Source organism: Jiangella mangrovi, assembly GCF_014204975.1.
GTDB lineage: Bacteria > Actinomycetota > Actinomycetes > Jiangellales > Jiangellaceae > Jiangella > Jiangella mangrovi.
The window spans coordinates 1,388,794-1,412,068 of record NZ_JACHMM010000001.1; the positions used below are offsets into that span (position 1 = coordinate 1,388,794).

Sequence of the window (23,275 nt, forward strand, 5' to 3'; positions counted from 1 at the left end):
GGGGGAACGTGTCGCAGATCCTCGAACGGCGCTTCGCGCTTCCATCGACCCCAATCCAAGAAGGCGGCCACGCTCGCCTATTCAAAGCGGTGGACCTAGAACAGAACAACCAATCAGTAGCGGTAAAGGTATTCAACCCGACGCGGGTATTCGACGATAAAGTTCTAAGTGCGGCATGGAGCAACGAGCTAACCACCTACCAGGCGCTGGGTAACCATGAGAACCTTGCGCGCCTCATCGACTGGGGCCGCACCGAAGATGGCGCACCCTATCTGGTCTTTGAGTGGCTTGAGTCAGACCTATTCTCCGAACTATCGAGCCTTGCGCTCGAAGGGTGGGACGACTTCTGGCCGATCGCCCAGGATATCCTCGCTGGCCTCGCCTTGATCCATGCCGCAGGATTTGTCCACCGGGACGTAAAACCAGAAAATATTCTGGTCACTGCGGACGGTCGCTATAAGATCGCCGACTTCGGCACTACTCGATTGACTGAGACTGTAAATCTCGGTATCACAATGGCGCCCCTCGGCACCGCACCATATGCGCCACCCGAACGCGGGACATCAAATCCGACGCCCGCGTACGATATCTACTCGTTTGCCGTGCTCCTAGTCGTTTGCCTCAGTGGCAAGGTGCCGCAGGACCACAACCGGGCCGCACAACTGTTCCAGGGCCTAGATTTGCCGGCCGACGTTAGCGGCATACTCGCGCCCGCCCTGCATACAGATCCGGACCAGCGTCCCGACAGCGCCAGTGTTCTTCTGGCGCGAATCAAGGAACTCCAGGATGCCCGGGAACTTCGACGTCGCGGGGAGCTTGAAGTATTTCTAGACGTCCCAGAACGCGTCATCGAAACCTACGCCAAGCAGTACGGAATGGCATCTAGCACTGCGCCGCTTTCCCAGATACTCGAAGACCTCTCGGCGGTAGGCGCATTCGCGTTCGATCATCGCCAGGAGCGGCCCGATCTTCAGATCGCCGGCCAAACCATCATTTTGAGAGCGCAGCTCCATAGAACCCGCGCCGGCGTCGTGCGAGTCCAACGAATTAGCCGGCCCCCAGCCCAAGTGCTTGAGTACGCCAGAGCCAACTGGTATCGCTCTCCTGTGACGCTCCGCACATCAGTTCCCACTGACCCTGCCAAAGCCGCGCAGCAGCTCCACGCGCATCTTGAGCAGGTCAGCCGCCAGGATGCGATCCGAGCTAGTGCAGAGGTCGAGCAACAAGAAGCGTCCGTCTTCAACTCATGGCGAGGCTCGCTTCGAGCGAAATTCGCGCTAGAGGCAGGGCGCAGCTCGCCGATCAAGTATCTGAGCTTCCGCACGCAAGGCAGTCGCGTGCGCTTCAAGATAAGCGGGGAAGCGGAGAGCATCGAGGTCAACGAGAGCCGGCTTGTCAGAAGCGGAAACCGGCGAGTATTCTACGGCGACATTGAAGGAGTTGAGAATGACGAAGTAATCCTCTATATGACGCGTGGTTCGGCGGCTACCTTGCCCAGCCGTGGCATCCTCGAATTTGATGCTGAATCGTCGCGATCAAAACTACGGCGCGAACAGGCCGCGCTCGAGCGCATCGTCGGTAGGCGTTCAGTTCGCGAGGACCTTCGAGACCTACTTACCTCACCCGCCGCAAGCGCCAAACCTGCACCCTACGAGATCGACCAATTTAGACAGCAAGGCCTAGATCCTGCCAAGCGAGTGGCCGTCCAGGCATCCCTAGGAGCACGAGACTTCCTTCTCGTACATGGACCGCCCGGCACTGGGAAGACGACATTCATAGCCGAGCTTGTGACTCAGGAGCTGCGGCTAAATCCGGCCGCGCGAATCGTTCTCGCATCCCAAACTCACATCGCTCTCGACAATGCGCTCATGCGTATACGCGAGATCGTTCCGGAGGCAGCGATGCTGAGGCTCGGACGCACGGAACGCCTCGCTGAGGATGTCGAGCCGCTCGGCTCGAACGCACAAATGAGCCAATGGCGAGAGGAGGCGGTCCAGCAGAGTCGGAAGTTTATCGTGGAGTTCGCTCAGCGGAATGGTATAGAAATCTCCGGCCAAGACGTCGAGGGACTTGCGCGAGAGCTCGAGCGCCGCACAGAGCGAGTTAAGGATTTGCGCTCCAGAATCTCACTGAGGCAGTCCGAGCGGCGCGCGTTGGTGCGGGAGATCGAGTCGATTGATTCGCTTGCGGTGCCCCTTTTAGAGGCTGCCGACCGCATCGAGCGCGTCACCACGAAGGGCCTGAGTAAGGAGTTGGAGGCTGCGGTCCAACGTTTCATCGAGGTAGGCATCGACGCCGCATCCCGCCTCGAGTCCGGAGGACCACTCGCAACCCGACTCTTGGCGATGGAGCAGAGTCTCGCCGAGTGGCGCTCGGATCTCCGAGAGCAGAGCTCACAGGAGACCTCAGCGCGCGCTTCCTTGGCCGCGGCGCTTTCCACTGACGCTGAGAAGCCTTCTGACGAGCTGCTCTCCGTCGCCAAGGAACGCCGCTACAAGTCCGACCCTCGATTGAGCGCCCTTGACGCGGTCGCTAGCGATTGGCACGAGCGCTTCGGGGTCGGTGCGGAATTCTCGGGTGCGTTGGTAGCCCGCGCCCAGGTGGTTGCAGCAACATGTGTCGGTCTAACTGGGACACCCGGGGTCGAATTGATTCCATTCGACCTATGCATTATCGATGAGGCTTCGAAGGCCACTGCAACTGAGGCCCTCGTACCGCTAGCAAGCAGCAGGCGATGGGTATTAGTCGGCGATGATCGACAGCTGCCGCCATTTGTTGATCATGCTCTGAAAGACGTCCGTCTTCTTGAGCGCTTCAACTTAACGCCGGACGAGATCGGTCAGACGCTATTTTCCGTCCTTGCGGAGCGCTTGCCCGCCGAATGCCGCTTTTCACTCACCCACCAACATAGGATGCACCCCACCATTGGGAACCTTGTCAGTCAGTGCTTTTACGACGGTGCGTTGACGTCTGAGCCCCGCGATCTCTCGGATACTATCAAGATGGCATTTGGTGCGGCAGCCGTCTGGGTAGACACAGCGCGCCGCCCAGACCGAAGTGAAGTTTCTAGCGGAAGCAGCTACAAGAATAAGGGAGAAGCGCGTGTCGTTACATCCCTCCTTGACCGTCTACAATGGGTCGCGGCACAGCGGTCGGACGAGCTTACAGTCGCCGTTCTGACAGGGTATGACGCGCAACGCCAGGAAATTACAGAGTCTCTTGCCCAGGGCGAACACCAGCGAGAAAATCTAAGGGTGAAGGTTGCGACCGTCGATGCCTATCAGGGGCAGGAGGCCGACGTGTGCATGTTTAGCGCCACACGTTCCAACAATCGACACGGGCTGGGATTTCTAGCGAGCGAGGAGCGGATCAACGTCGCGCTTTCCCGTGCACGTGATGGTCTTCTCGTAATTGGCGACGCCAGTTTCATTGATCAGCAAGCCGCTACCCGTCGGAGTCCGTTGCTGACCGTGTTGGAATACATGCGGAGCAACCCAGATTGCCTTGTGGAAGAATCGAGGGAATCGTGACCACTGCGTCAGTTGAAGAGGTCGTACACAGGTTCTCTCGGCGACCGGGATATCGCCTTGTCACCTACCGGCAGGTTGGTCTTCCGTTCTGGGACGTGGCTCTAAAGTGTCGCCTTCTGGCGAAGAAGCGGTTGTCAGTCCTGGAAGAATTTGTCCTTCGGTCCGTTGAGGCCGGGATTAGACACAGCGACGATGTGTCACGCTTCCTCGGACTTTCGGAGCGTATGGTCGAGAGCATTATGGGAGGTCTTGTCGCCACGCGGCACCTTGCTCCAGTTAGGTCTAATGGCGCTGCGCCCGAAATACACTTTGTGCTGACTGAGCACGGCAGACTCATTTTGAGTGAACTAGTGGCAATTGTCGCGCAGGAGGAAGTGCTACGTCTCGCCTATGATGGCCTGACTACTGAGTACAAGGTCGTCGATAACTCTTTGCGATGGCGGCCGCGGGATCTTCGCGACCACGATATTCTGGAGATTCCGGCCTTCCCTGCCGATCCGCCAACAGTCGGCCCGTCTGAGACCTCGGCCGTAAGGACCGCATTAGATGATGTGACCCGGAAGGCGGACAAGGAGCTCCTCACCGTCCTGGGGCTTGCCGAGAAGCGCGAGAAATTCTTTCTGCGCGCAGTTGCGCTTGTATTTGAGTCGGCTGATCGTGCTGATGAGACTTCGGTGCACTTCATAATCGATGGACGTGCGAGCGAACAGCACGATCTCGCGTTCGCACGCGCAGAAGGTCAACGAAAGCTAGGTATAGTAGGATCACTCCGCGAGTCGGCATCTGCGGTGGACGCGGTGATCGGGGACCAGCTCGTGGCTCAACGTACCGATGAGACCGAGATCATCGCATTGCGTAGGCTAACCGAGGATTACAAGAATCAATTGGTAGCCGTCGAGGCACGCACGCTGTCAGCGACGGACCAGCAGCAGGATGATCTGGTTGATAAGGCCTCGACTTTGGCCGTTAAGCTGGATGAAGCCGAAGCGGCGCTCGCTGCGATTCCTGTGAGAGTCCTCGAAGTACATGAGCATGCACCGCTTCTCTTCGATGCACTCAAGGGTGCAAGGGAAAAACTCCTTATCGTGTCGCCCTGGATACGCGCTGCCGTTGTCACCCCTGCGTTCATGGCCGCCCTCGAAACGCTACTGAAGAAGGGTGTTACCATTTCGATAGGATACGGCATTGGCGATGACGGCGGCTCTCACGGCAAGGACAGGGACGCAGAGGCCGCCCTCAAGGAGATGGCGCTCAAGTATGCGAACTTTAACTTTAGACGCTTAGGTGACACACATGCCAAGGTGCTCATCCTAGATGAGCGATATGCCGTCGTAACGAGCTTTAATTGGCTATCCTTTAAGGGCGATCCCGACCGCCCATTTCGAGATGAGCGCGGCACCCTAATAACTCTTGCGTCGGAGATCGAGCGCTTGTATCAAGACTATTTCACTCGCATCTCCAGTAGCCAAGGTAGTTTACGTTGATGTTTTTTCCGGGCTGGTCGCTGCCAGCCAGATCGCACGGTAGTTTCCTTGGTGATCTAGCAGGGCGCAATAGGCCGAGGCTGCGTTCGTAAGCGTGCCGGGCAAGGACCTGATACGTGTAGTCCGGTTAGCAGTCGAGCTACGACTGCGCGACCTTGGCGGCGACCGCGAGCTCGTCGACGAGGTCGTTCATGGGGTGGCCGGAGTGGCCCTTGACCCAGTGGAAGACGACGTCGCCGCGCTCGTCGACCATGTCGACCAGCGGCTCCCAGAGGTCGCGGTTGGCGACCGGCGACTTGCTGGAGGTGACCCAGCCGCGGGCCAGCCAGTTGCGCCACCAGCCGTCGCGGAAGCAGTTGACCACGTAGGCGGAGTCGCTGACGACGACCAGCGGGCCGGAGAGCGCGCGGACGGCCTCGAGCGCGGCCGTGATCTCCATGCGCTGGTTGGTGGTGCTGGGAGCGGAGCCGGAGGCGAACCGGTCGCGGTCGATGGCCCACGCCCAGCCGCCCGGGCCGGGTGTGCCGGAGCAGGCGCCATCGGTGTAGACCTCGATGGCACCCTCGGGCGCCGCCATGGCCGCCGGACGCGGCCGCTTGGCGCGCGCCTTGCCGGCCGAAGCGGCGGAGGTGGGGGCGACGGCGACGAGCTCGCCCTGCTGCGCGCCGTCGGGCAGGTCGATCAGCGCGGGGCTGGCCGCGCAGTCCGCGTGCACCCATGCACGGTTGCGGCCGCTGCCCGCGCTCTCGATCTCGGCACCCGGCTGGATGTCTCCACCGCACGTTCCACACCGGCCGGCGAACTTCGCGAGCACGAGCACCTCTCCCATCACCGAACGACTGACGACTCCCGGAACCTTACCGGCGGGCGCCGACAGGACCGTGGATCACGCGCGACGACGCAGCAGAACCTCGGCCAGGGCGACATCGGCGGGGTCGAGCGCGGCCTTCCCGTCCTCGATCTCCCACAGCGCGTTCTGCAGGATCCGGCCGAGCGTCCAGCCCACGGCAGCGGCCCGGTCGACCCCGGCGATCTCGGTGAGAAGGTCGAACCGGCGCAGCACGACCCGCTCGACGTCCCCGGCGACGACGGCGTCCCAGCGGCTGTTCAGCGCCGGCCAGAGGTCGAAGCCCGGATCGCCGGCCAGCGGCACGGGGTCGATCGCCAGCCACGGCTCCCGCTCCCCGGCCAGCACGTTCTGGTCGTGCAGGTCCCAGTGCAGCAACCGGTCCCCGGCGGCGGGCAGCAGGTCGGCGACGGCGTCCGCACAGGTCCGCGTCAACTCGCGTTCGCCCGCATCACCCAGCAACGACGCCGCAGCGGGCGCCATCGCCACCATGGCGGCCGCGACGTCGGCGAGCCGCGGCAGCCCGGCCGGCGCGGGCCGCACGGTCAGGCGGGCCAGCAACTCGCCGACGACGGTCATGACGGCGTCGTCGTCGCCCGCCGACGCCAGCGGCCGCGAACCGTCGAGCCGCTCCAGCAGCATCGCGCCGGTCGCGGCATCGTGGTCGAGCAGCCGGACCGCGCCGTCACCGTCCCACGCGCGCAGCCCGAGGACGGCGACGGTGTTCTCCTCGCCCACCGGCTGCAGCCGCAGGACCGCGCGCGTGCCGTCGGCGCGGTTGACCGGCACGACCAGCGCCGCCATGCCGTTCCCGGCGGCCCCGTCCGGACGCAGTCCCCACTGCCGCAGCATCTCGTCGGCCAGTCGCGGCAGTCCGGTCAGCCAGGCCCGCCCGGCGTCGTCGCGCCCGTACGACGCGACGAGCGCGGCCGGCGCCTCGTCGATGATCACCCCGGCATCGTAAGGATCGCCGATCCGTCGGCAACCTTTAGCCAGCTATGGGTCTGCGTGCTTGATCCCGATCGACGCCCATCAACTGTCCGATCTTCCTGGCACGATCGCGCGGCGCCGCCGTGAACCGACTGCGGCACATGTCCCGAGGGGGGATTCCCACTATGACCACGCCCTACGAACCAGTGCCGCCCTACCTGAACCACCGCCGCCCAGCGGCTCCGATACCGCCGGACCACAGCGGATCAGACGTCGCCTGGTGGTGGCGGCGTCCATCGTCGGCGCGTTCATCGTCGGCACGGTGGTTGGCATCGCCGTCGATGGCGGCGATTCGGACACGGCCACCGCCGCGCCGAGCGAGAAGGCAGAGGAATCGAGTGGAGCAGCTGTGGCACCGCCTCCGAGGCCGCAGCCAGAGCCCGAACCCGAGCCGACCTACTACGAGCCGACACCCGAGGACTACCTGCTGACCATCAAGGTGCTCGAGCAGACTTGCTTTGGCAGCGCGGGCTGCAACGTCAGCTACCGCATCGAGGTGACGTCCCTGTATCTCGGTGAGGTCGATCCCAACGCGACCTACGAACTCACCTACGAGATCCAGGGAGGCGAGGACACCCGCATCAACACCCTGGAGATCACGGGCGATCGCTACTCCGTCGATGAGCAGGAAATGGTCAGCACGCCATCAGAGGACACCGAACTGGCGGCTGTTGTCACCGATGTGTCCAAGCGGGGGCTTTGAGGACCGCGGTTTCGGCGGCGGGTGACCCACCGCCGAAACCGGGCCTCAGCCGGCGAGGTAGCGGGCCAGGTACTCGCCGGTGTACGTCGACCCGTCGGCAGCCAGGGCGGCCGGCGTCCCCTCGAACACGACCCGGCCGCCGTCGTGGCCGGCGCCGGGACCGAGGTCGACGATCCAGTCCGCCGCCGCGACCACGTCGAGGTTGTGCTCGATGACCACCAGTGTGTTGCCCTCGTCGACGAGCCGGTGCAGCAGCGCGATGAGGTGCGCGACGTCGGCGAGGTGCAGGCCGGTGGTGGGCTCGTCGAGCACGTAGAAGCGTCCCCCGGCGACCAGCTCGCTGGCCAGCTTCAGCCGCTGCCGCTCGCCGCCGGACAGGGTGGTGAGGGTCTGGCCGAGCGTGAGGTAGTCGAGGCCGACGTCGCTCATGCGCCGCAGCACCGGGACGATCGCCTTCTCGGTGAAGTACTCCAGCGCCTCGGCGACGCTCAGCTCGAACACGTCGGCGATGGACTTGCCGCGCACGAGGTACTGCTGCGCCTCGTCCTTGAACCGGCGGCCGCGGCAGACCTCGCAGACGGTGGTGACGCCGTCCATGAACGCGAGGTCGGTGAAGATGACCCCGGCACCCTGGCACTCCGGGCAGGCGCCGGTGGAGTTGGGGCTGAACATCGCGGCCGGAGCCCCGGTCGAGCGGGCGAACAGCGCCCTGATCGGGTCGAGCACGCCGGTGAACGTGGCCGGGCTGGACCGCCGCGACCCGCGGATGGCGCTCTGGTCGAGCATGACGGCGTCGGGCCGGACGGCGGGCAGGTGGCCGCGGACGAGGCTGCTCTTCCCCGACCCCGCAACCCCCGTGACCACCGTCAGCACCCCCAGCGGGAGGTCGACGGTGACATCGTGCAGGTTGTGCGTCGACGCGTTCTCGACGCGCACGGTGCCCGACGGCGTCCGCACGGCGCCCGCGTCGCGCGAGAGCCGCGCCGCCCTCAGGCCCTCACCGGTCCGCGTCTCGGACTTCACCAGCGCGTCGTACGTCCCCTCGAACGTGATGGCACCACCCGCCCGCCCCGCCCCCGGCCCCATGTCGACGCAGTGGTCGGCGATGGCCATGATCTCCGGGTCGTGCTCGACGACGACGACGGTGTTGCCCTTGTCGCGCAGCTCGATGAGCAGGTCGCCGAGGCGGTGCACGTCGCGCGGATGCAGGCCGACCGTGGGCTCGTCGAACACGTACAGCATGTCGGACAGGCTGCTACCGAGGTGCCGGACCATCTTGACCCGCTGCGACTCGCCGCCGGACAGCGTGGATGTCGCGCGGTCGAGGCTGAGGTAGCCGAGCCCGAGGATGCCCAGCCGCCCGACCTGCTCCGCGGCGTCCTGCACGAGCGGGGCCACCACGGGGTCGTCGATGGCCCGCAGCACGTCGACGAGGTCGTCGGCCTGCATGGCGTTGAGGTCGGCGATGGAGCGACCGTCGATCAGCGACGAGCGAGCGTTCGACGACAGCCGGGTGCCGCCGCAGTCCGGGCACACCCCGCGCGTGACGATGCGCTCGAACGCCTCGCGCGTCTTGCCCTTGTAGGCGTCGACCTCTTTGTGCAGGTAGAGCCGGTTGAACCGAGCGATGACCCCCTCGTAGCTGGTGACGTCGGGGTTCGGCGCCTTCAGCTCGTTCAGCTCGGGATACAGCAGAATGTGCCACTGCTCGTCGGTGTAGTCGCGCAGCGGCAGCGCCGGGTCGAAGAACCCGCTGTTGGCGTAGCTGCGCCAGAACCACTGCCCGACCCCGAACGCCGGGAACGTCAGGGCGCCGTCCTGCAGCGACCGGTCGCGGTCGAGCAGCTGCGACTCGTCGACCACGCTGACGACGCCCAGGCCCTGGCAGGCCGGGCACATGCCGGACGGGTCGTTGAACGAGAACGCGTTGGAGTAGCCGGCGAACGGCCGGCCGGCGCGCGAGAAGATCAGCCGCAGCCGTGCCCCGATGTCGGTGACCGTGCCGACGGTGGACCGTGCGCCGCCGCCGAGCCGCTTCTGGTCGACGACGGTGACGGCGCACAGGTGCGACAGCCGGTCCACGTCGGGCTGGCCGTAGCTGGGCAGCCGGTTCTGCGCGAACGCGCTGAACGTCGCGTTGAGCTGACGCTGCGACTCCGCCGCGAGCGTGTCGAAGACCAGTGACGACTTGCCCGACCCCGAGACGCCGGTGACCACCGTCAGCCGGCGTTTCGGGATGTCGACGTCGACGTTCTTCAGCGTGTGCTCACGGGCACCTCGGACCTCGATGAAGCCGTAGTCGGCCTCGGTCATCGGTTCAACCTCCGGTAGGCGACAGCGGACAGCGGTGCGAACACCGCCACCATCAGGATCGGCCAGATCACTGACAACATCTGTCCGTGATCGGCCGGCCAACTCCCGCCGGCGACGCCCGGGTTGCCGAACAGCTCGCGCACCGCGTCCGCCGTCGCCGACAGCGGGTTCCACTCCGCCGCGGCGCCGAGCCAGGCCGGCATGGTCGCCGGGTCGAGGAACACCGTCGACAGGAAGCCGACCGGCCAGACCAGGATCTGCGCCGCGGCGACGGCCTCAGGCCCGGGTGCCTTCAGCCCCAGGTAGATGCCGACCCAGAGCAGCCCGAACCTCAGCAGGAGCAGCAGCCCGAACGCCGCGACGATGTCGCCCACACCGCCGGACCACCGCCAGCCGAGCGCGAACCCGGCCACCGTCATCGCGGCCAGCCCGGCGACCGAGGCGGCCAGGTCGGCCAGGCAGCGCCCGGCCAGGACCGCGCCGCTGTGCATCGGCAGCGACCGGAACCGGTCCGTCACGCCACGCGATGCGTCGGTCGTGATGGCCGCCATGGTCGTCTCGAGTCCGAACAGCATCGTCAGGGCCAGTACCCCGGGGACGACGAACGGCACGTAGTCGGCCGCGCTGCCGGCGATCGCGCCGCCGAACAGCCCGCCCATCATCAGCACCACCAGCACCGGAAACAACAGCGTGACCAGGAACGGCACCGGCTGCGCGCGCCAGTGGCCGACCGTACGGCCGGCCAGCACCATGGCGTCGTGGGTGAGCGAGCTCATCGGGCCACCTCCTCGGCAGTGCGGTTCACGTGCACGAACACGTCGTCGAGCGTGGGCCGGCGGACGGCGACGTCGCGGGGCTCGACGCCCGCCGCCGACCACGCGCCGCAGAGCCGGGTGACGGCGACGGCGTCGGCCACCGGCACCGCCACGCTCACGCCGTCGACGACCACCGGCCCGACGGCGTGAGCCTCGGCCGTGCGGGCGGCGGCGGCCGCGTCATCCGTAGACGGCAGAACCGCCTCGACCCGGGTGTCGCCGACCAGCGACGTCAGCTCGGCCGGACTCCCCTCGAGGACCACCCGGCCGTCGCGGAGCATGGCGACGTGGTCGGCGAGCTCCTCGGCCTCCTCGAGGTACTGCGTGGTCAGCAGCACCGTGACGCCGTCGTCGACCAGTCGCCGGACCGTGCCCCACACGTCGCGACGGGCGTCCGGGTCGAGCCCCGTCGTCGGCTCGTCGACGAACAGCACCGACGGCGGCACGACCAGGCTCGCGGCGAGGTCGAGGCGACGCCGCATGCCGCCTGAGTAGGTGCCGACGGCGCGATCGGCCGCCTCGTCGAGCCCGAACCGCGTGATCAGCTCGGCAGCCCGGGCCCGCGCCGCCGCCTTCGACAGGCCACGCAGCCGGCCGAACAGCACCAGGTTCGCCCGGCCGCCCAGGATCTCGTCGACCGCGGCGTTCTGCCCCACCAGGCCGATGGCCCGGCGCACGCCGTCGCCGTCGGCCCGCACGTCGTGCCCGGCCACCGTCGCCGCCCCGTCGTCCATGGTCAGCAGCGTCGTCAGGATCCGCACCGCCGTCGTCTTGCCGGCGCCGTTGCGGCCCAGCAACGCGCAGACCGACCCGGCCGCGACCCGCAGGTCGAACCCGTCCAGTGCCGGCCGCTCCGTACCGCGGTAGTGCTTGCGCACCGACCGCGCCTCGATGGCTGTCTCCACTCGCCCTCCTCGCGTCGAGTCGTACAGTGTACGGTACAACGTACGGAAGGTGAGAGGATATTTCCGTGCCGTCGAACACGCCCCGCCCGTCCGACCCCACCCGGCTGGTCTCACTGCTCTGGGAGCCGTCCGACCGCGCCGGGCGCACGGGCATCACCAAGCGGGCCGTCGTCGAGCACGCCATCGCCATCGCCGACGCAGAGGGCCTGGGCGCGCTGACCATGCGGCGGGTCGCCGAGCGTCTGGGCGTCGGCGCCATGACGCTCTACACGCACGTCCCCGGCAAGCCCGAGCTCGTCGAGCTGATGCTCGACGCGGTCGCCGGCGAGGTCTACGCCGACAGCGTCGTCCCCGGCGAGCAGCCGACGTGGCGCGACGGCGTCCGGCTCGTGGCCGAGCGCAACTGGGCGCACCACCTGCGCCACCCGTGGACCGTCGAGGTGGTCCCGGGCCGGCCGGTGCTCGGGCCGGGGGTGTCGGCCAAGTACGAGGCCGAGCTCGCGCCCCTCGACGGCATCGGGCTCGGCGACCTCGAGATGGACCAGGTGCTCGGCGGCATCCTGGCGCTGGTCGAGGCGACGGCGCGGCAGCAGGTCGGCCTCGACCGCGTCCGGGCGGCCGGCAGCGGCGACCTCGACTGGTGGGCGGTGGTGAGCCCGGTGCTCGCGCGGTCGATGGGCGGGCGCAGCTTCCCGCTGGCCGGGCGCGTCGGCGCCGCCACCGGCGAGGCGGTCGAGGCCGGCGACCCGCGGGCGGCCATGCGGGTCTCGCTCGAGCTCCTGCTCGACGGCGTCAGCCTGCGGTTGGGATGACCGATACGTCACCTATTAGACTGGTGATATGCACCATGCGTTTCCTTGCGGGCACCTCGCCCTCGACTTCGCCGGCACGCTGCGCGCCCGGCGCGACGACCGGCCCACGGAGATGCTCGGCACGCCCGCCGACCTCGACGCCTGGTTCCGCGAGGCCGGGGTCACCGACGGCGACGCCGGCAGCTCCGGGGCCGACCTCGTCGAGGCGGTGGCGGTGCGCGAGGCCGTCTACGCGCTGGTCCGCGCGCGCCTGCTCGGCGACCCGTACGACGACGAGGCGCTGGACCTGGTGAACCGGGCGGCCGCCGTCCCGTCGGCCATCCCGCAGCTCACCGCAGCCGGGCGGCGGGTCGAGGCGACGCCGCGGCAGGCACTCTCCGAGGTCGCACGGGCCGCCGTCGACGTCCTCTCGAGCAACGACGCCGCCCTGCTGAAGGAGTGCGGCCGGCCCGAGTGCACCCAGGTCTACGTCGACCGTTCCCGCGGCGGCCGGCGCGAGTGGTGCGCCATGCAGACCTGCGGCAACCGGATGAAGGCCGCCACCTACCGTGCTCGCAACCACGCGCGGAATGCGTCACCGGTCTGACAGGTTAGCTCACACATGGACCTCAAGCTGGAACTGCTCGTCATCCCGGTCGCCGACGTCGACCGCGCCAAGGACTTCTACGTCGGCCTGGGCTTCCGCCTCGACGCCGACTTCGCCACCGACGACGGCTTCCGGGTCGTCCAGGTGACGCCGCCCGGCTCGCCCGCCTCGATCATCTTCGGCGACGGCGTCTCCTCGGCCGAGCCAGGCTCGGTCCAGGGCCTGCACCTCGTCGTCGACGACATCGAGGCCGCGCGCGAGGAGCTGGCCGCGCACGGCGCCGACGTCAGCGAGGTCTGGCACGATGCGACCGGGGTGTTCCACCGCGCAGGCACCGCCAACCGCGTCCCCGGGCCGCACCCGGAGCGGGCCAGCTACGGCTCGTTCCTCTCGTTCGCGGACTCCGAGGGCAACGGCTGGATCGTGCAGGAGATCACCACCCGGCTGCCCGGCCGCTGACCGGCACCGTCGACGAGGAGCAGACCATAGACCGAACCCAGGAGATCATCCTCGACCTCCTCCAGAAGGCGGCCGCGGCGCACGGCGAGTACGAGGCCGAGGTCCTCGGCGGGCAGTACGACGAGCAGTGGCCGCAGTGGTACTCCGCCCACATGGCCCGCGCGCTCGCCGAGGCCGGCTACCGCATCGCCGAGTCCTGATCCTCCCCCGTCGCCACCGTGAGGTGGAGCCTGGTGCCCGCGGGCGCGGGCACCAGGTCGAACGTGACGAGCGGATCGGGCCGGCCGGGCGCGGGGCCGGGACCGCCGGCGCGCCACCGGAACGCGAACCGGTTCGGCGGGTCCGCCGCCACGACGGTGAACGCGACCGGCCCGGCGCCGGCGTCGCCGAACCACCACTCCCATAGGTGCTCGGACCGGCTGAGCACGTCGAAGACGACGTCGGGCGGGGCGTCGACCTCGATGTCGCGCTCGATCGTCACGACCCCGCCGGGAACGCGGTGCCCTGGTCGTAGATCGAGAGCCAGCGGCCGCGCTCGAAGGTGTAGGTCACGACGGTGAGCGCGCGCGACTTGAACCCGATGCTCGGCAGCTCGTAGGTGGCGTCGTACTCGATGGTCGCGGTCTTGCAGCCGTAGACGTGGCGGTCGATCTCGGTCCACGTCCAGATCGCCTCGCGGTTCTCGAAGTGGCTCTTCTGTGCGGCCATGATCGCGTCGATGCCGGAGAAGCGGTGGCCGCTGGCGAAGACGCTGACGGCGTCCTCGTGGTGGCCGTCGCGCCAGGCCTCGGCGTCGAAGTCGCGGAAGGACTCCATGTCGATCCGCTGGGCCTCGTCGAACCGCGCCGCGCAGCCGCGGTGCTGGCCGCTGTCGGTGCCGGCCGTGGCCGCGGCGATGCCCGGCAGCGCGACAGCGCCCGCGGCCAGCACCCCGACGATCGCCCGGAACGTGTTCTTGCGCATGGCGAAACCCTCCTGACCTGTGTGTTCACTGAGCCGTTCGCCACGCTAGCCAGGGTCGGCGGGTGCCCACTGGTCCACAGGACGGGCTTCTGCACTGGGCCGATCACGGCCGGGTGACACGCCGGGTCCTAAGCTCGCCAGACATGGACCTGCACGTGCGGCTGGATGGGCGGGGCGATCTGTCCGGCCAGATCTACCGGCAGGTCCGGACGGCGATCCTGGCCGGGCTGCTCCCGGCGGGCCGCCCGCTGCCGCCGACCCGCGAGCTGGCCGGCGAGCTCGGCATCGCCCGCAACACCGTGAGCATGGCCTACGACCGGCTGGTCGCCGAGGGCTTCCTCACCGCCCGCTCCGGCGTCGGCACCTTCGTGGCCGACGGCCTCGCCCAGGACGGTCCCGCGAGCGGCGACGGCGACCAGGTCGCGCTGGCCCCGCGCCCGGTCTGGGCCGGGCTCCCCGAGGCTGCGGACCTCTCGGCGCCCGACCCCGAGTTCGACTTCCGGCCCGGCATCCCCGACGCGTCGCTGTTCCCGTACGCGGCCTGGCGGCGGCTGACGCTGCGGCAGCTGCGGTCGACGGCGGTGGGCGCCGGCGCGCACATCCCCGCCGCGGGGTACGCGCCGCTGCGGGCCGCGATCGCCCGGCACGTCGCCGTCGCGCGCGGCGTCCCGGCGAGCGGCGACGACATCATCGTCACCAGCGGCAGCCAGCAGGCCGTCGACCTCGTGGCCCGGGTGCTGCTCGCGCCCGGCGACGTGGTCGCGGTCGAGGACCCGGGGTACCCGCTCCCCCGCAAGCTGCTCACGTCGTCCGGCTACACCGTCGTCCCCGTCCCGGTCGACGACGAGGGCCTGGTGGTCGAGGCGCTGCCCGACGCCGCCCGCCTGGTCTACGTGTCGCCGTCGCACCAGTTCCCGCTGGGCAGCTCGATGTCCCTGGGCCGGCGGCTGACGCTGCTGGACTGGGCCCGGCGGACCGGCGCACTGATCGTCGAGGACGACTACGACAGCGAGTTCCGCTTCGCCGGCCGCCCGTTCGAGCCGCTCGCCGGGCTGAGCCCCGGCATGGGCGCCGGCGGGCACGTCGCCTACGTCGGCTCGTTCTCGAAGACGCTGCTGCCCACCCTGCGCCTCGGCTTCGTCGTCGCCCCGCGCTCGCTGCGCGACGCCATGCACAAGGCCAAGCAGCTGCTCGACTGGCACACGGCGGTCCCCGCCCAGGCTGCGCTGGCCGAACTGATCGACGAGGGCCTGTTCGCCCGCCACCTCCGCGGGATGCGCCGCGTGTACGCGCGGCGGCACCACCTGGTCACCTCGCTGCTCGGTCGCGACTTCGCCGGCCTGCTCGACCCGGTCCCGTCGCTGGTGGGCATGCACGTGACGGCGCTCCTGACGGACCGCGCGGCCGACGACGTCGCGCTGGCGGGCCGTGCCCGCGCGGCCGGGGTCGAGGTCCTGCCGCTCTCGCCGCTCGCGGTCGCGCACCCCGTCCAGGGCCTCGCCCTCGGCTACGGCGCGATCGCTGAGGACCGCATCGCCCCCGGCCTCGCCCGCCTCCGCGACGCCCTCCGTTCATGATCATCAACCTTTCGTGCTGTCCTGGCAGCACGAAAGGTTGATGATCATCAGGGTGTGCTCACAGGCCTGTTGTCACGGCGCGGCGAGAGGTCCGGCGCTCAATTTCGGCGGGATGCTCTGAGCGTGGTGACCGCCGACTTCGAGGAGAAGAGCTACGAGACCGCGTACAACGTCGAGCTGGCGAGTGGGCTGGGAGGGAATCCGCGAGTCTTCTCGCCGGGTCAGGTCCTGGAGAAGCTGACGGGGTTCGACGCAGCGGCCGACCCTGGCCCAGACCATCTCATCTGGCGGGTCCTTCGGATCCCCCGGCCTCCGGGGCTGTCGTTGTTGCCTGCCCATTGGTCGCCGTCAACGGTCGGGACTCCGAGGCCCGATCAACTTCCGAGTCTGCCAGTGAGTCTCATCCTGCAGTTCAAACGGCCCGAATATCTCCGTGGTGCGACCGCCAAGCAGTGGAGGCTCTGGTACGACCCGTACTACCGGTTCAAGGTCGATCCCGCTCAGCACAACGTCCTCAGGCGCTTGGAGCGACGACTCGACGGGGTTGCTCTGGTTCGCTATGCCGCGCCCGCCTTTCACAGGCTCGAGGAGCTCGAAGTGGCTCAGGTCGCGCGGACGATCATCGAACAGTCTGGGCATGTCTCACCTGAAGCGCTCGGCGGCCACCGAGTGTGGACCTATCAGTCCGCAGGCGCCGTGGGTCGGGGCAACCCCACCGGCCAACGCTTGCTCTTCGAAACCCTCGGGGACCTTCTCTCACACTTCGTCGCCGAGATCCCCCAACGCGCCTGGGAGATCGCCCGGTACGAGGGCCTCGAGTCGCACCTCGCAACCTTGGCTGCCGTCTGCCGTGACCGCGAACCGAGACTCCGCGCGATCGTCGATACCTGGGCCAGGAGCCTCTGGATCAGTGGGATCGCCGTCGATCGCGTGCAGGCCTTGGCCGACTTCGCCTCCGTCCAGACTCTCGTCGCGAGAGAGCGGTCCGTCTGGTGGCTGCTCGATCGTCAGCAGGCGGCGTGAACCGTCCTCCGTTCATGATCATCAACCTTTCGTGCTGTCCTGGCAGCACGAAAGGTTGATGATCATGGGAGTGCCGTGAGCTCGAGGGTGAGGACCTGGGCCGGGTTGAGGGTCGGGGCCTGCAACCCCACCCGAGACAGGACCCGGCCGGGCAGCTCGACGCCGCCGGACTCCAGCCAGGCGGCCGGCCGGGCCCAGCGCGGCAGCGCGCTGCTCAAGCCGTCAAGAGGCGTCACCCGGTACGTCACCGAGGGGTCGAGGCCGGGGAGGCGCAGCCGGGGCGGGATGTCCGAGGTCATCGTCGCGAGCGTCACGTAGCTGAACACGGCGTGCCCGTCCCCGACCACGCCGTGGAGGACGTGCTCGGCATCGGTGTCGGCGCGGACGACGCGGCCGGAGTGGAGCAGGGGGCGCAGCCGCTTGTAGGTCGCCGCCCACTCGCGCAGCGTCTCGAGCTCGGACGACGAGCACTCGGTGATGTCCCACTCGATGCCGGCGTGGCCGAACAGCGCCGTCGCGCAGCGCAGTTCCAGCGAGGTCACCCGGCCGGAGACGTGCGTGCGCCCCGGACCGACGTGCCCGCCGATCAGTTCCGGTGGCAGCAGCAGTGAGGTCCAGCGCTGGATGGCCTGCCGGTCGAGGGGGTCGTTGCTGTCCGAGGCCCACACGCGGTCGGTGCGCTGGATGATCCCGAGGTCGACCCGCGCCCCGCCGGACGAGCACGACTCGATCTCCATCGCGGGGTGCCGCGACCGCAGCTCGTCGAGCAGCCGGTAGACGGCGGCGGTCTGCTCGTGGACGCCGGCGTGGCCGTCGTGGACCGCCTCGAGCAGGTCGCGGTTGTGGTCCCACTTGAGGTAGTCGATCGCGTACTCGCCGACCAGCTTGTCCAGTCGTTCCAGCAGGTACGCGTACACAGCCGGGTTGGCGACGTCGACGGTGTGCTGGTTGCGCCACTCGCGGGGCACCCGGTCCGGGTCGTGCAGCAGCCAGTCGGGGTGCTCCTCGACCAGCCGCGAGCGCGGGTTCGCCATCTCCGGCTCGACCCACAGCCCGAACTGCATCCCCAGCGCCCGAACATGCTGGACCAGCGGGTGCAGCCCGTCCGGCCACAGGTCGGGGTCGACGTACCAGTCGCCGAGGCCGCCGAGGTCGTTGCGCCGGCCGAGGAACCAGCCGTCGTCGACGACGAAGCGCTCGACGCCCACCGAGGCCGCCACGTCGGCGAGCCCCTTCATCCGGTCGAGGTCGTGGTCGAAGTAGACCGCCTCCCACGTGTTCAGCACCAGCGGCCGCGGCGTCGACGGGTGCGACGCCCGCGCGCGCAGCGACGTGTGCAGCCGCCCCGACAGCCCGTCCAGGCCCGCGTCGGAGTACACGAAGTACACGTCCGGCGTCGCGTACGACTCCCCCGGTTCCAGCACCACCTCGCCCGACGCCAGCAGCTCGCCGGCGCCCAGCGTCGACCAGCCCTCGGCCAGCCGCTCCGCGTCGTGCACCGTCCAGCCGCTCCAGCCGGCGTGCACGCCCCACACCTCGCCCGAGCCGAACCCGAACCCCGTGGTGCCGGCGACCAGCAGCCCGGTGTGCGAGTGCCCGGTGCGCCCGCGCCGGGTCTCGAGCGACCGGATGCCGGGCAGGAAGCGCTCGCGCTGCGGGATCTTCTCCAGCCCCCACCGGCCGCTGAAGTGCAGCAGCTCGGCGGCCTGGTCGGGCACCGGCAGGACGGCGCGCAGCCCACCCATCCGCCACGGATCAGAGCCGTCGTTGGTCAGCGTGTGCCGCACCCGCAGCACGCCCGCCTCGTCGAGCCGCAGCGAGCTGACGACGGAGACGCCGGCGGCGCCGTCGAGCGACGCGATCTCGACACTGCCGCCGTCAGCCGCGACCTCGGGCAGCCCGACCGGGACGAGCCGCAGGTGCGCATACCCGCGCGACCGGTCGCCCGACACCGCCGGCCGGCCGACCCAGCCGTCGACCTGAGCCGGCAGCAGGGTCGGCGCCGCCGGCTCGGCCGGTGCTCCGCCGCGTCGCCCCGGCACCGCGATCGACCGGAAGGCGGCGTCGTCGACACCCGGGCCGAGGTCGGCGCCCCAGTGCAGCACCCGCGGCAGCCCCGGCGTGTCGAGGTCGAGCACCAGCCCGACCCCGGCCCGGGCCAGCACCACCAGCGACGAGTCCATCAAGCGATCCCCTCACGCGGCCGAAGAACGTCCGGGTCAGCCTGTCAGACCGCCCGCGACCGTCAGGAGGCGACCGCCTTCAACTCCTCGACCAGCCCGTCGACCGCGGCGACGGCGTCAGCGCTCAGCCGGCCCCACGGCGCCCTGGCCGAGCCCGCGTCGGGGCCGAACCGGTTGATCAGCTCCTTCACGACCGGGATGGAGCCCCACCGGTCGGCGACGGTGGCGATCTGGCGGAACGGCCGGTGCAGGTCCAGCGCCGCCTCGACCTCGCCGGCCCGCAGCCGCGCGACCACGTCGCGGGCCACCGGGGCCAGCACGTTGTACAGGCTGCCGATGGCGCCGGTCGCGCCGCAGGCCACGCCGGCCGGCAGCAGCTCGTCCTTGCCGAAGTAGACGCGGACGCCGTCGGCGGCCTCGCGGGTGCGGACGAACTCGAGCAGGTCGCCGTCGGTGAACTTGACGGCGCGCAGGCTCGGCACCCGCGCCACCGCCTGCTCGACCACCGCCGACGGCGCCGCGCGCAGCCCCGTCATCGAGGGGATGTGGTAGTAGCAGAGCGGCACGTCCGGCGCCGCCGACGCGATCTCGGCCAGGTAGTCGACGATCGCCGTCACCGACGGCGGCTCGCCGTAGAAGGGTGCGACGGCCGCGATGAGGTCGACACCGGCGTCGGCGGCGTGCCGTGCCAGCCGCCGCGCGTCCACCAGGCTGAGGTCGCCCACGTGCGCGCCGAGCAGCAGGCCGTCGCCGCGGTGCTCGGCCCAGGCGCTGATCAGCTCGGCCCGCTCGTCGACCGTCAGCCCCATCGACTCGCCTGTGGTGCCGCCGACGAACGCGCCGTCGATGCCCAGCGCGGCCAGGTGCGCGGCCTGGGCGGGGACCACGTCCGTCGCCAGGCTCTCGTCGGACCGGAACGGGGTCGGCGTGGCCGCCCAGAGCTCGAACGCCTCAGCGGTGTCTGTGCTCATGCACTGCTCCTCATCATCAACTCTTGGTGGCACCGGCGGTCAGGCCGCCGACGATGTAGCGCTGCAGGAAGACGAAGACGACGATGATCGGCAGCGCGACCACGACGGAGACCGCCATGAGGTCGTTCCACCGGGTGCCGAACGAGTTCGTCAGCCCGGCCAGCACGACGGTGATCGGCTGCATGGCCTCGTCCGACGCCAGCGCCAGGCCGAACACGAACTCGCCCCACGCGCCGAGGAAGCTGATGACGGCGACGGTGATCAGCCCCGGCACCGAGACGGGCAGCGCGACCCGCAGGAACGCCGTCCACGTGGTGCAGCCGTCGATCTTGGCCGCCTCGATGACCTCGCCGGGCACGGACAGGAAGTACGGCCGCAGGATCGTGATGGCCAGCGGGATCGCCAGCGAGCAGTTCGCCAGGGTCAGCCCCACGTAGGAGTTGACGAGGTCGGCCCGGCTGAAGATCACGAACATCGGCAGCGCGAGGTTCACGGCCGGGATCATCTGCACGACCAGGAACAGCAGCATCAGCAGCGCCACGAACCGGACCCGCAGCCGGGCCAGCGCGTACGCCGCCGGCACCGCGACCGCCAGCGTCACCACTGTGGTCCCGACGGCGATGACGGTGCTGTTGAGCAGGCCGCGGCCGATGCCGGCGTGGTTCACGACCGTCTCGGTGTAGGACGTCAGGCTGATCGGCGACGGGAACAGGTCCGGCGGCGTCGAGAAGATGTCCGAGGACTCCTTCAACGACGTCGCCAGCATCCAGTACACCGGCAGCAGGTAGACCGCCGTGATGAGCACGCCACCGACCATGAGCCAACGCCGTCTGCGGACCGCCGTGGTCATGCGGCCTCCTCGCGACGCAGCGAGCGGAAGTAGAAGACCGACAGGCCGAGCGGCACCACCAGCATGAGCGTGGTCGCGACGGCGCCGGTGTCGAACCGGAAGAACTCGAACGCCTCGTTGTAGGCGTAGATCGGCAGGATCATCGTGGCCTCGCCCGGACCGCCGCGGGTCATCAGAAACACCGTGTCGAAGGTCTTGAACGTGGAGATGAAGCAGAGCAGCAGCGCCGTCAGGTTGACCGGCTTCAGCAGCGGCATCGTCACGCTGGTGAACCGCCGCCAGGCCCCGGCGCCGTCGATCTTCGCGGCCTCGTAGAGCGTGTCCGGGATGCCCTGCAGCCCGGCCAGCAGCAGGATCATGATGAACGGCGTGAACGACCACGCCGTCGCGAACACGACGGCGAACAGCGCCGGCACCGGCCGGGCCAGCCAGAACAGGTCGCCGTCGAGCAGCCCCACGGCCTCGAGCAGCGTGTTGATCAGCCCGTAGCTGCCGTCGAGCATCCACCGCCAGACGTTCGCACTGACCACCGTCGGGAGGATCCAGGCGAGCAGCAGCAGCGAGCGCATGATGTTGCGGCCGGGGAAGCGCTGGTTGAAGTAGACCGCCAGCGCCATGCCGAGCGCGAACGCGACGGCGACCGCCAGGCCGGTGTAGAGCAGCGAGATCACCAGCGCGTGCCAGAACTCGTCGCGGCCGAGCTGGTCGGCGTAGTTCTCCCAGCCGACCCACTCGGCCCCGCCGGTGACGATCTCGCCCACGCCGACGTCGCGGAAGCTGAGGTCGATGTTGAAGACCAGCGGGTACAGCACGGTCGCCAGCACGAAGACGACCGCGGGAACGACGAACAGGTGGTCGCCCCAGTGCCGGGCCCGCCGCGGGGCCCGGACCGGAGGGGTCCTGTTCGCCGTTCCCGGCTCGTTGAGCGTGGTGGTCACTCGACGTTCGCCAGCGCCTCGTCGATCTGGCCCTGCGCCTCGGCCACGGCGTCCGCGGGGCTCGCGCCACCGCCCGCCGCCGCCTGCAGCGCGCCCTGGATGCGGGTCAGCACCTCCGACGACGCCGCGGCGAGGTCGCCCTCGGGCGCCCAGGCCTGCTGCAGCTGCTCGGCGAAGATCGCCCGGACGGGGTCGTCGCCGGTGTCGACGTCGTCGCGCGCGGCCAGCTTGTTCCGCTCGGGCAGGTACTCGGCGAGCACGTCGGGCTGCTGCATCCAGGCGATGACGTCCCACGCGGCGTCGGCGTTCTCCGTCGACGTGCTGATGGCGAGGTTCTCCTGGCTGAGGAACGTGGACGCCTGGGCGTCGGTGGGCAGCAGCGCGACGTTCCACTGCAGCTCCGGGTTCTCCTCGGCCAGGACGCTCAGATAGGTCGCCGAGTTGATCATCATGGCGGCCTGGCCGTTGGCGAACTGGTTCTTGACGTCCTCCTCGTTCCAGGTGAGGACGCCGTTGGACACCGCTCCGCCGGCGATCATGTCGGAGAACTGGGTCAGTGCCGTGACACCGGCCTCGGAGTCCAGTTGCGCGGGGTCGCCGCCGGCCGCGAGCAGCCGGATGACCAGCGCCGTCGCACCCTCGTCGCCCTCGATGCCGCTGAAGGCGAGCCCGTAGCGCTCGCCGTCGGACAGCTGCGTGGCGTGGTCCTGCATCTCCGCCCAGGTGGTGGGCGGCTCGAGGCCGGCCTCGGCCAGCATGGTCTCGTTGTAGTAGACGGCGTACGCGTCGGCCACGTGCGGGATCGCGTAGGTCGCGCCGTCGACCTGCGTGGTCTGCCAGCCGGTCTCGAAGTAGCGGTCGGCCTCGCCCCACTCGTCGACGCGGTCGCTGAGGTCCTGGATGACGCCGGCGTCGGCCAGCGCCTGCGTGGTGAAGCCGTTGATCAGGGCGATGTCGGGCAGGTCGCCGCCGGCCGCGGACTGCAGCAGCGTCCGGGTGAAGTCGCCGAACGGGATGTGCCGCGCCTCGATGGTGACGCCGTCGTGCTCCTCCTCGTACCGGTCGAGCAGGCCCTGCAGGGCCGCCCCGGTCGGGGTGTCGGGCGTCCCGTAGTAGTGCCACAGCGAGAGCGTGGTGGCACCGCCGTCGCCGTCGCCGCTGGTCTCGTCGTCGGAGCCGCTTCCGCACGCGGTGAGCAGCGCCGCCGCGGCCAGGACCCCCGCCGCGCGTGCCGTCCACGCGGCCACCGATCGCCCGCCTGTCGTACCCATGACACCTCCCTGTGTCCACGATTCGCGCCTCAGGCGAGAGAGTAGTCAGATATCC

19 protein-coding genes and 1 pseudogene are annotated in these 23,275 nt (G+C 69.0%); 8 read left to right on the forward strand and 12 right to left on the reverse strand.

The window, feature by feature from the left end; genetic code table 11:
- Window positions 1-8 precede the first annotated feature (8 nt).
- Both HD601_RS35475 and HD601_RS06440 read left to right on the forward strand, forming a co-directional pair.
- On the forward strand, window positions 9-3,530 hold the full coding sequence (locus tag HD601_RS35475; protein ID WP_184820328.1) for an AAA domain-containing protein: 3,522 nt from the start codon (window positions 9-11) through the stop codon (window positions 3,528-3,530).
- Window positions 3,531-3,841: 311 nt separating this feature from the next.
- Window positions 3,842-5,014 (forward strand): phospholipase D-like domain-containing protein, encoded by a 1,173-nt coding sequence (locus HD601_RS06440; protein WP_184820329.1) that lies wholly within the window; start codon window positions 3,842-3,844, stop codon window positions 5,012-5,014.
- A 139-nt stretch (window positions 5,015-5,153) separates the two neighbouring features.
- Here the strand turns inward: HD601_RS06440 and HD601_RS06445 are convergent, their stop codons facing one another.
- Complete coding sequence (locus tag HD601_RS06445; RefSeq protein ID WP_184820330.1) at window positions 5,154-5,843, reverse strand: ribonuclease H family protein; 690 nt, start codon at window positions 5,841-5,843, stop codon at window positions 5,154-5,156.
- Window positions 5,844-5,900: 57 nt separating this feature from the next.
- Window positions 5,901-6,812: an aminoglycoside phosphotransferase family protein gene (locus HD601_RS06450; protein ID WP_221440619.1), complete on the reverse strand. Its 912-nt coding sequence runs from the start codon at window positions 6,810-6,812 to the stop codon at window positions 5,901-5,903.
- 259 nt (window positions 6,813-7,071) lie between these two features.
- On the opposite strand from HD601_RS06450, the gene HD601_RS06455 reads away from it, so the two are divergent.
- On the forward strand, window positions 7,072-7,554 hold the full coding sequence (locus HD601_RS06455) for a hypothetical protein (protein WP_184820331.1): 483 nt from the start codon (window positions 7,072-7,074) through the stop codon (window positions 7,552-7,554).
- A 45-nt stretch (window positions 7,555-7,599) separates the two neighbouring features.
- Here HD601_RS06455 and HD601_RS06460 read toward each other — a convergent pair whose 3' ends face one another.
- From HD601_RS06460 to HD601_RS06470, 3 genes are read right to left on the reverse strand one after another with little or no spacing between them, the layout of a single operon-like run.
- The gene (locus HD601_RS06460; protein WP_184820332.1) at window positions 7,600-9,867 is read right to left on the reverse strand and encodes an ATP-binding cassette domain-containing protein; all 2,268 of its coding nucleotides are present in this window, start codon (window positions 9,865-9,867) and stop codon (window positions 7,600-7,602) included.
- A complete protein-coding gene (locus HD601_RS06465) occupies window positions 9,864-10,643 on the reverse strand; it encodes an ABC transporter permease (RefSeq protein ID WP_184820333.1) in 780 nt (259 codons plus the stop codon). The genes HD601_RS06460 and HD601_RS06465 overlap by 4 nt, the downstream gene beginning before the upstream one ends.
- The gene (locus tag HD601_RS06470) at window positions 10,640-11,587 is read right to left on the reverse strand and encodes an ATP-binding cassette domain-containing protein (RefSeq protein WP_184820334.1); all 948 of its coding nucleotides are present in this window, start codon (window positions 11,585-11,587) and stop codon (window positions 10,640-10,642) included. The genes HD601_RS06465 and HD601_RS06470 overlap by 4 nt, the downstream gene beginning before the upstream one ends.
- Window positions 11,588-11,652: 65 nt before the next feature.
- On the opposite strand from HD601_RS06470, the gene HD601_RS06475 reads away from it, so the two are divergent.
- The 3 genes and pseudogenes from HD601_RS06475 (at window position 11,653) to HD601_RS06485 (ending at window position 13,644) form a co-directional block, all read left to right on the forward strand.
- Window positions 11,653-12,399 (forward strand): TetR/AcrR family transcriptional regulator C-terminal domain-containing protein, encoded by a 747-nt coding sequence (locus HD601_RS06475; RefSeq protein WP_221440621.1) that lies wholly within the window; start codon window positions 11,653-11,655, stop codon window positions 12,397-12,399.
- A 28-nt stretch (window positions 12,400-12,427) separates the two neighbouring features.
- Entirely contained in the window at window positions 12,428-12,985 is a 558-nt protein-coding gene (locus HD601_RS06480; protein WP_184820336.1) for a CGNR zinc finger domain-containing protein, read from the forward strand.
- A 15-nt stretch (window positions 12,986-13,000) separates the two neighbouring features.
- A pseudogene (locus HD601_RS06485) lies at window positions 13,001-13,644 on the forward strand (VOC family protein).
- Here the strand turns inward: HD601_RS06485 and HD601_RS06490 are convergent.
- Together HD601_RS06490 and HD601_RS06495 are read right to left on the reverse strand one after the other, a co-directional pair.
- Window positions 13,623-13,925, reverse strand: coding sequence for an SRPBCC family protein (locus HD601_RS06490; protein WP_184820340.1), 303 nt, complete (start codon window positions 13,923-13,925; stop codon window positions 13,623-13,625). The pseudogene HD601_RS06485 and the gene HD601_RS06490 overlap by 22 nt on opposite strands.
- Window positions 13,922-14,407: a DUF4440 domain-containing protein gene (locus tag HD601_RS06495; protein WP_184820342.1), complete on the reverse strand. Its 486-nt coding sequence runs from the start codon at window positions 14,405-14,407 to the stop codon at window positions 13,922-13,924. Before HD601_RS06495 ends, HD601_RS06490 begins: the two co-directional genes overlap by 4 nt.
- A 143-nt stretch (window positions 14,408-14,550) precedes the next feature.
- On the opposite strand from HD601_RS06495, the gene pdxR reads away from it, so the two are divergent.
- The gene (pdxR, locus tag HD601_RS06500) at window positions 14,551-15,984 is read left to right on the forward strand and encodes a MocR-like pyridoxine biosynthesis transcription factor PdxR (RefSeq protein ID WP_184820344.1); all 1,434 of its coding nucleotides are present in this window, start codon (window positions 14,551-14,553) and stop codon (window positions 15,982-15,984) included.
- Between the two features lie 123 nt (window positions 15,985-16,107).
- On the forward strand, window positions 16,108-17,007 hold the full coding sequence (locus HD601_RS06505; RefSeq protein WP_184820346.1) for a hypothetical protein: 900 nt from the start codon (window positions 16,108-16,110) through the stop codon (window positions 17,005-17,007).
- A 62-nt stretch (window positions 17,008-17,069) separates the two neighbouring features.
- On the opposite strand, the gene HD601_RS06510 is transcribed toward HD601_RS06505, so the two are convergent.
- From HD601_RS06510 to HD601_RS06530, 5 genes are all read right to left on the reverse strand, one after another.
- Window positions 17,070-19,190, reverse strand: a complete 2,121-nt coding sequence (locus HD601_RS06510) for an alpha-galactosidase (protein WP_184820348.1) — start codon at window positions 19,188-19,190, stop codon at window positions 17,070-17,072.
- A gap of 62 nt (window positions 19,191-19,252) precedes the next feature.
- The gene (locus HD601_RS06515) at window positions 19,253-20,161 is read right to left on the reverse strand and encodes a dihydrodipicolinate synthase family protein (protein WP_184820350.1); all 909 of its coding nucleotides are present in this window, start codon (window positions 20,159-20,161) and stop codon (window positions 19,253-19,255) included.
- Window positions 20,162-20,177: 16 nt separating this feature from the next.
- Window positions 20,178-21,011, reverse strand: coding sequence for a carbohydrate ABC transporter permease (locus HD601_RS06520; RefSeq protein WP_184820352.1), 834 nt, complete (start codon window positions 21,009-21,011; stop codon window positions 20,178-20,180).
- A complete protein-coding gene (locus HD601_RS33535) occupies window positions 21,008-21,949 on the reverse strand; it encodes an ABC transporter permease subunit (RefSeq protein WP_184820354.1) in 942 nt (313 codons plus the stop codon). The genes HD601_RS06520 and HD601_RS33535 overlap by 4 nt, the downstream gene beginning before the upstream one ends.
- Entirely contained in the window at window positions 21,946-23,220 is a 1,275-nt protein-coding gene (locus HD601_RS06530) for an ABC transporter substrate-binding protein (protein WP_184820356.1), read from the reverse strand. Before HD601_RS06530 ends, HD601_RS33535 begins: the two co-directional genes overlap by 4 nt.
- Between the last annotated feature and the right edge of the window lie 55 nt (window positions 23,221-23,275).

Excerpts from the sequence above, each read along its gene's own strand:
- HD601_RS06445 (WP_184820330.1), bottom strand. The coding sequence starts at position 5,843 with ATGGGAGAGGTGCTCGTGCTCGCGAAGTTCGCCGGCCGGTGTGGAACG.
- HD601_RS06460 (WP_184820332.1), bottom strand. The coding sequence starts at position 9,867 with ATGACCGAGGCCGACTACGGCTTCATCGAGGTCCGAGGTGCCCGTGAG.
- HD601_RS06465 (WP_184820333.1), bottom strand. The coding sequence starts at position 10,643 with ATGAGCTCGCTCACCCACGACGCCATGGTGCTGGCCGGCCGTACGGTC.
- HD601_RS06480 (WP_184820336.1), top strand. The coding sequence starts at position 12,428 with ATGCACCATGCGTTTCCTTGCGGGCACCTCGCCCTCGACTTCGCCGGC.
- HD601_RS06495 (WP_184820342.1), bottom strand. The coding sequence starts at position 14,407 with ATGCGCAAGAACACGTTCCGGGCGATCGTCGGGGTGCTGGCCGCGGGC.
- pdxR (WP_184820344.1), top strand. The coding sequence starts at position 14,551 with ATGGACCTGCACGTGCGGCTGGATGGGCGGGGCGATCTGTCCGGCCAG.
- HD601_RS06510 (WP_184820348.1), bottom strand. The coding sequence starts at position 19,190 with ATGGACTCGTCGCTGGTGGTGCTGGCCCGGGCCGGGGTCGGGCTGGTG.
- HD601_RS06515 (WP_184820350.1), bottom strand. The coding sequence starts at position 20,161 with ATGAGCACAGACACCGCTGAGGCGTTCGAGCTCTGGGCGGCCACGCCG.
- HD601_RS06520 (WP_184820352.1), bottom strand. The coding sequence starts at position 21,011 with ATGACCACGGCGGTCCGCAGACGGCGTTGGCTCATGGTCGGTGGCGTG.
- HD601_RS06530 (WP_184820356.1), bottom strand. The coding sequence starts at position 23,220 with ATGGGTACGACAGGCGGGCGATCGGTGGCCGCGTGGACGGCACGCGCG.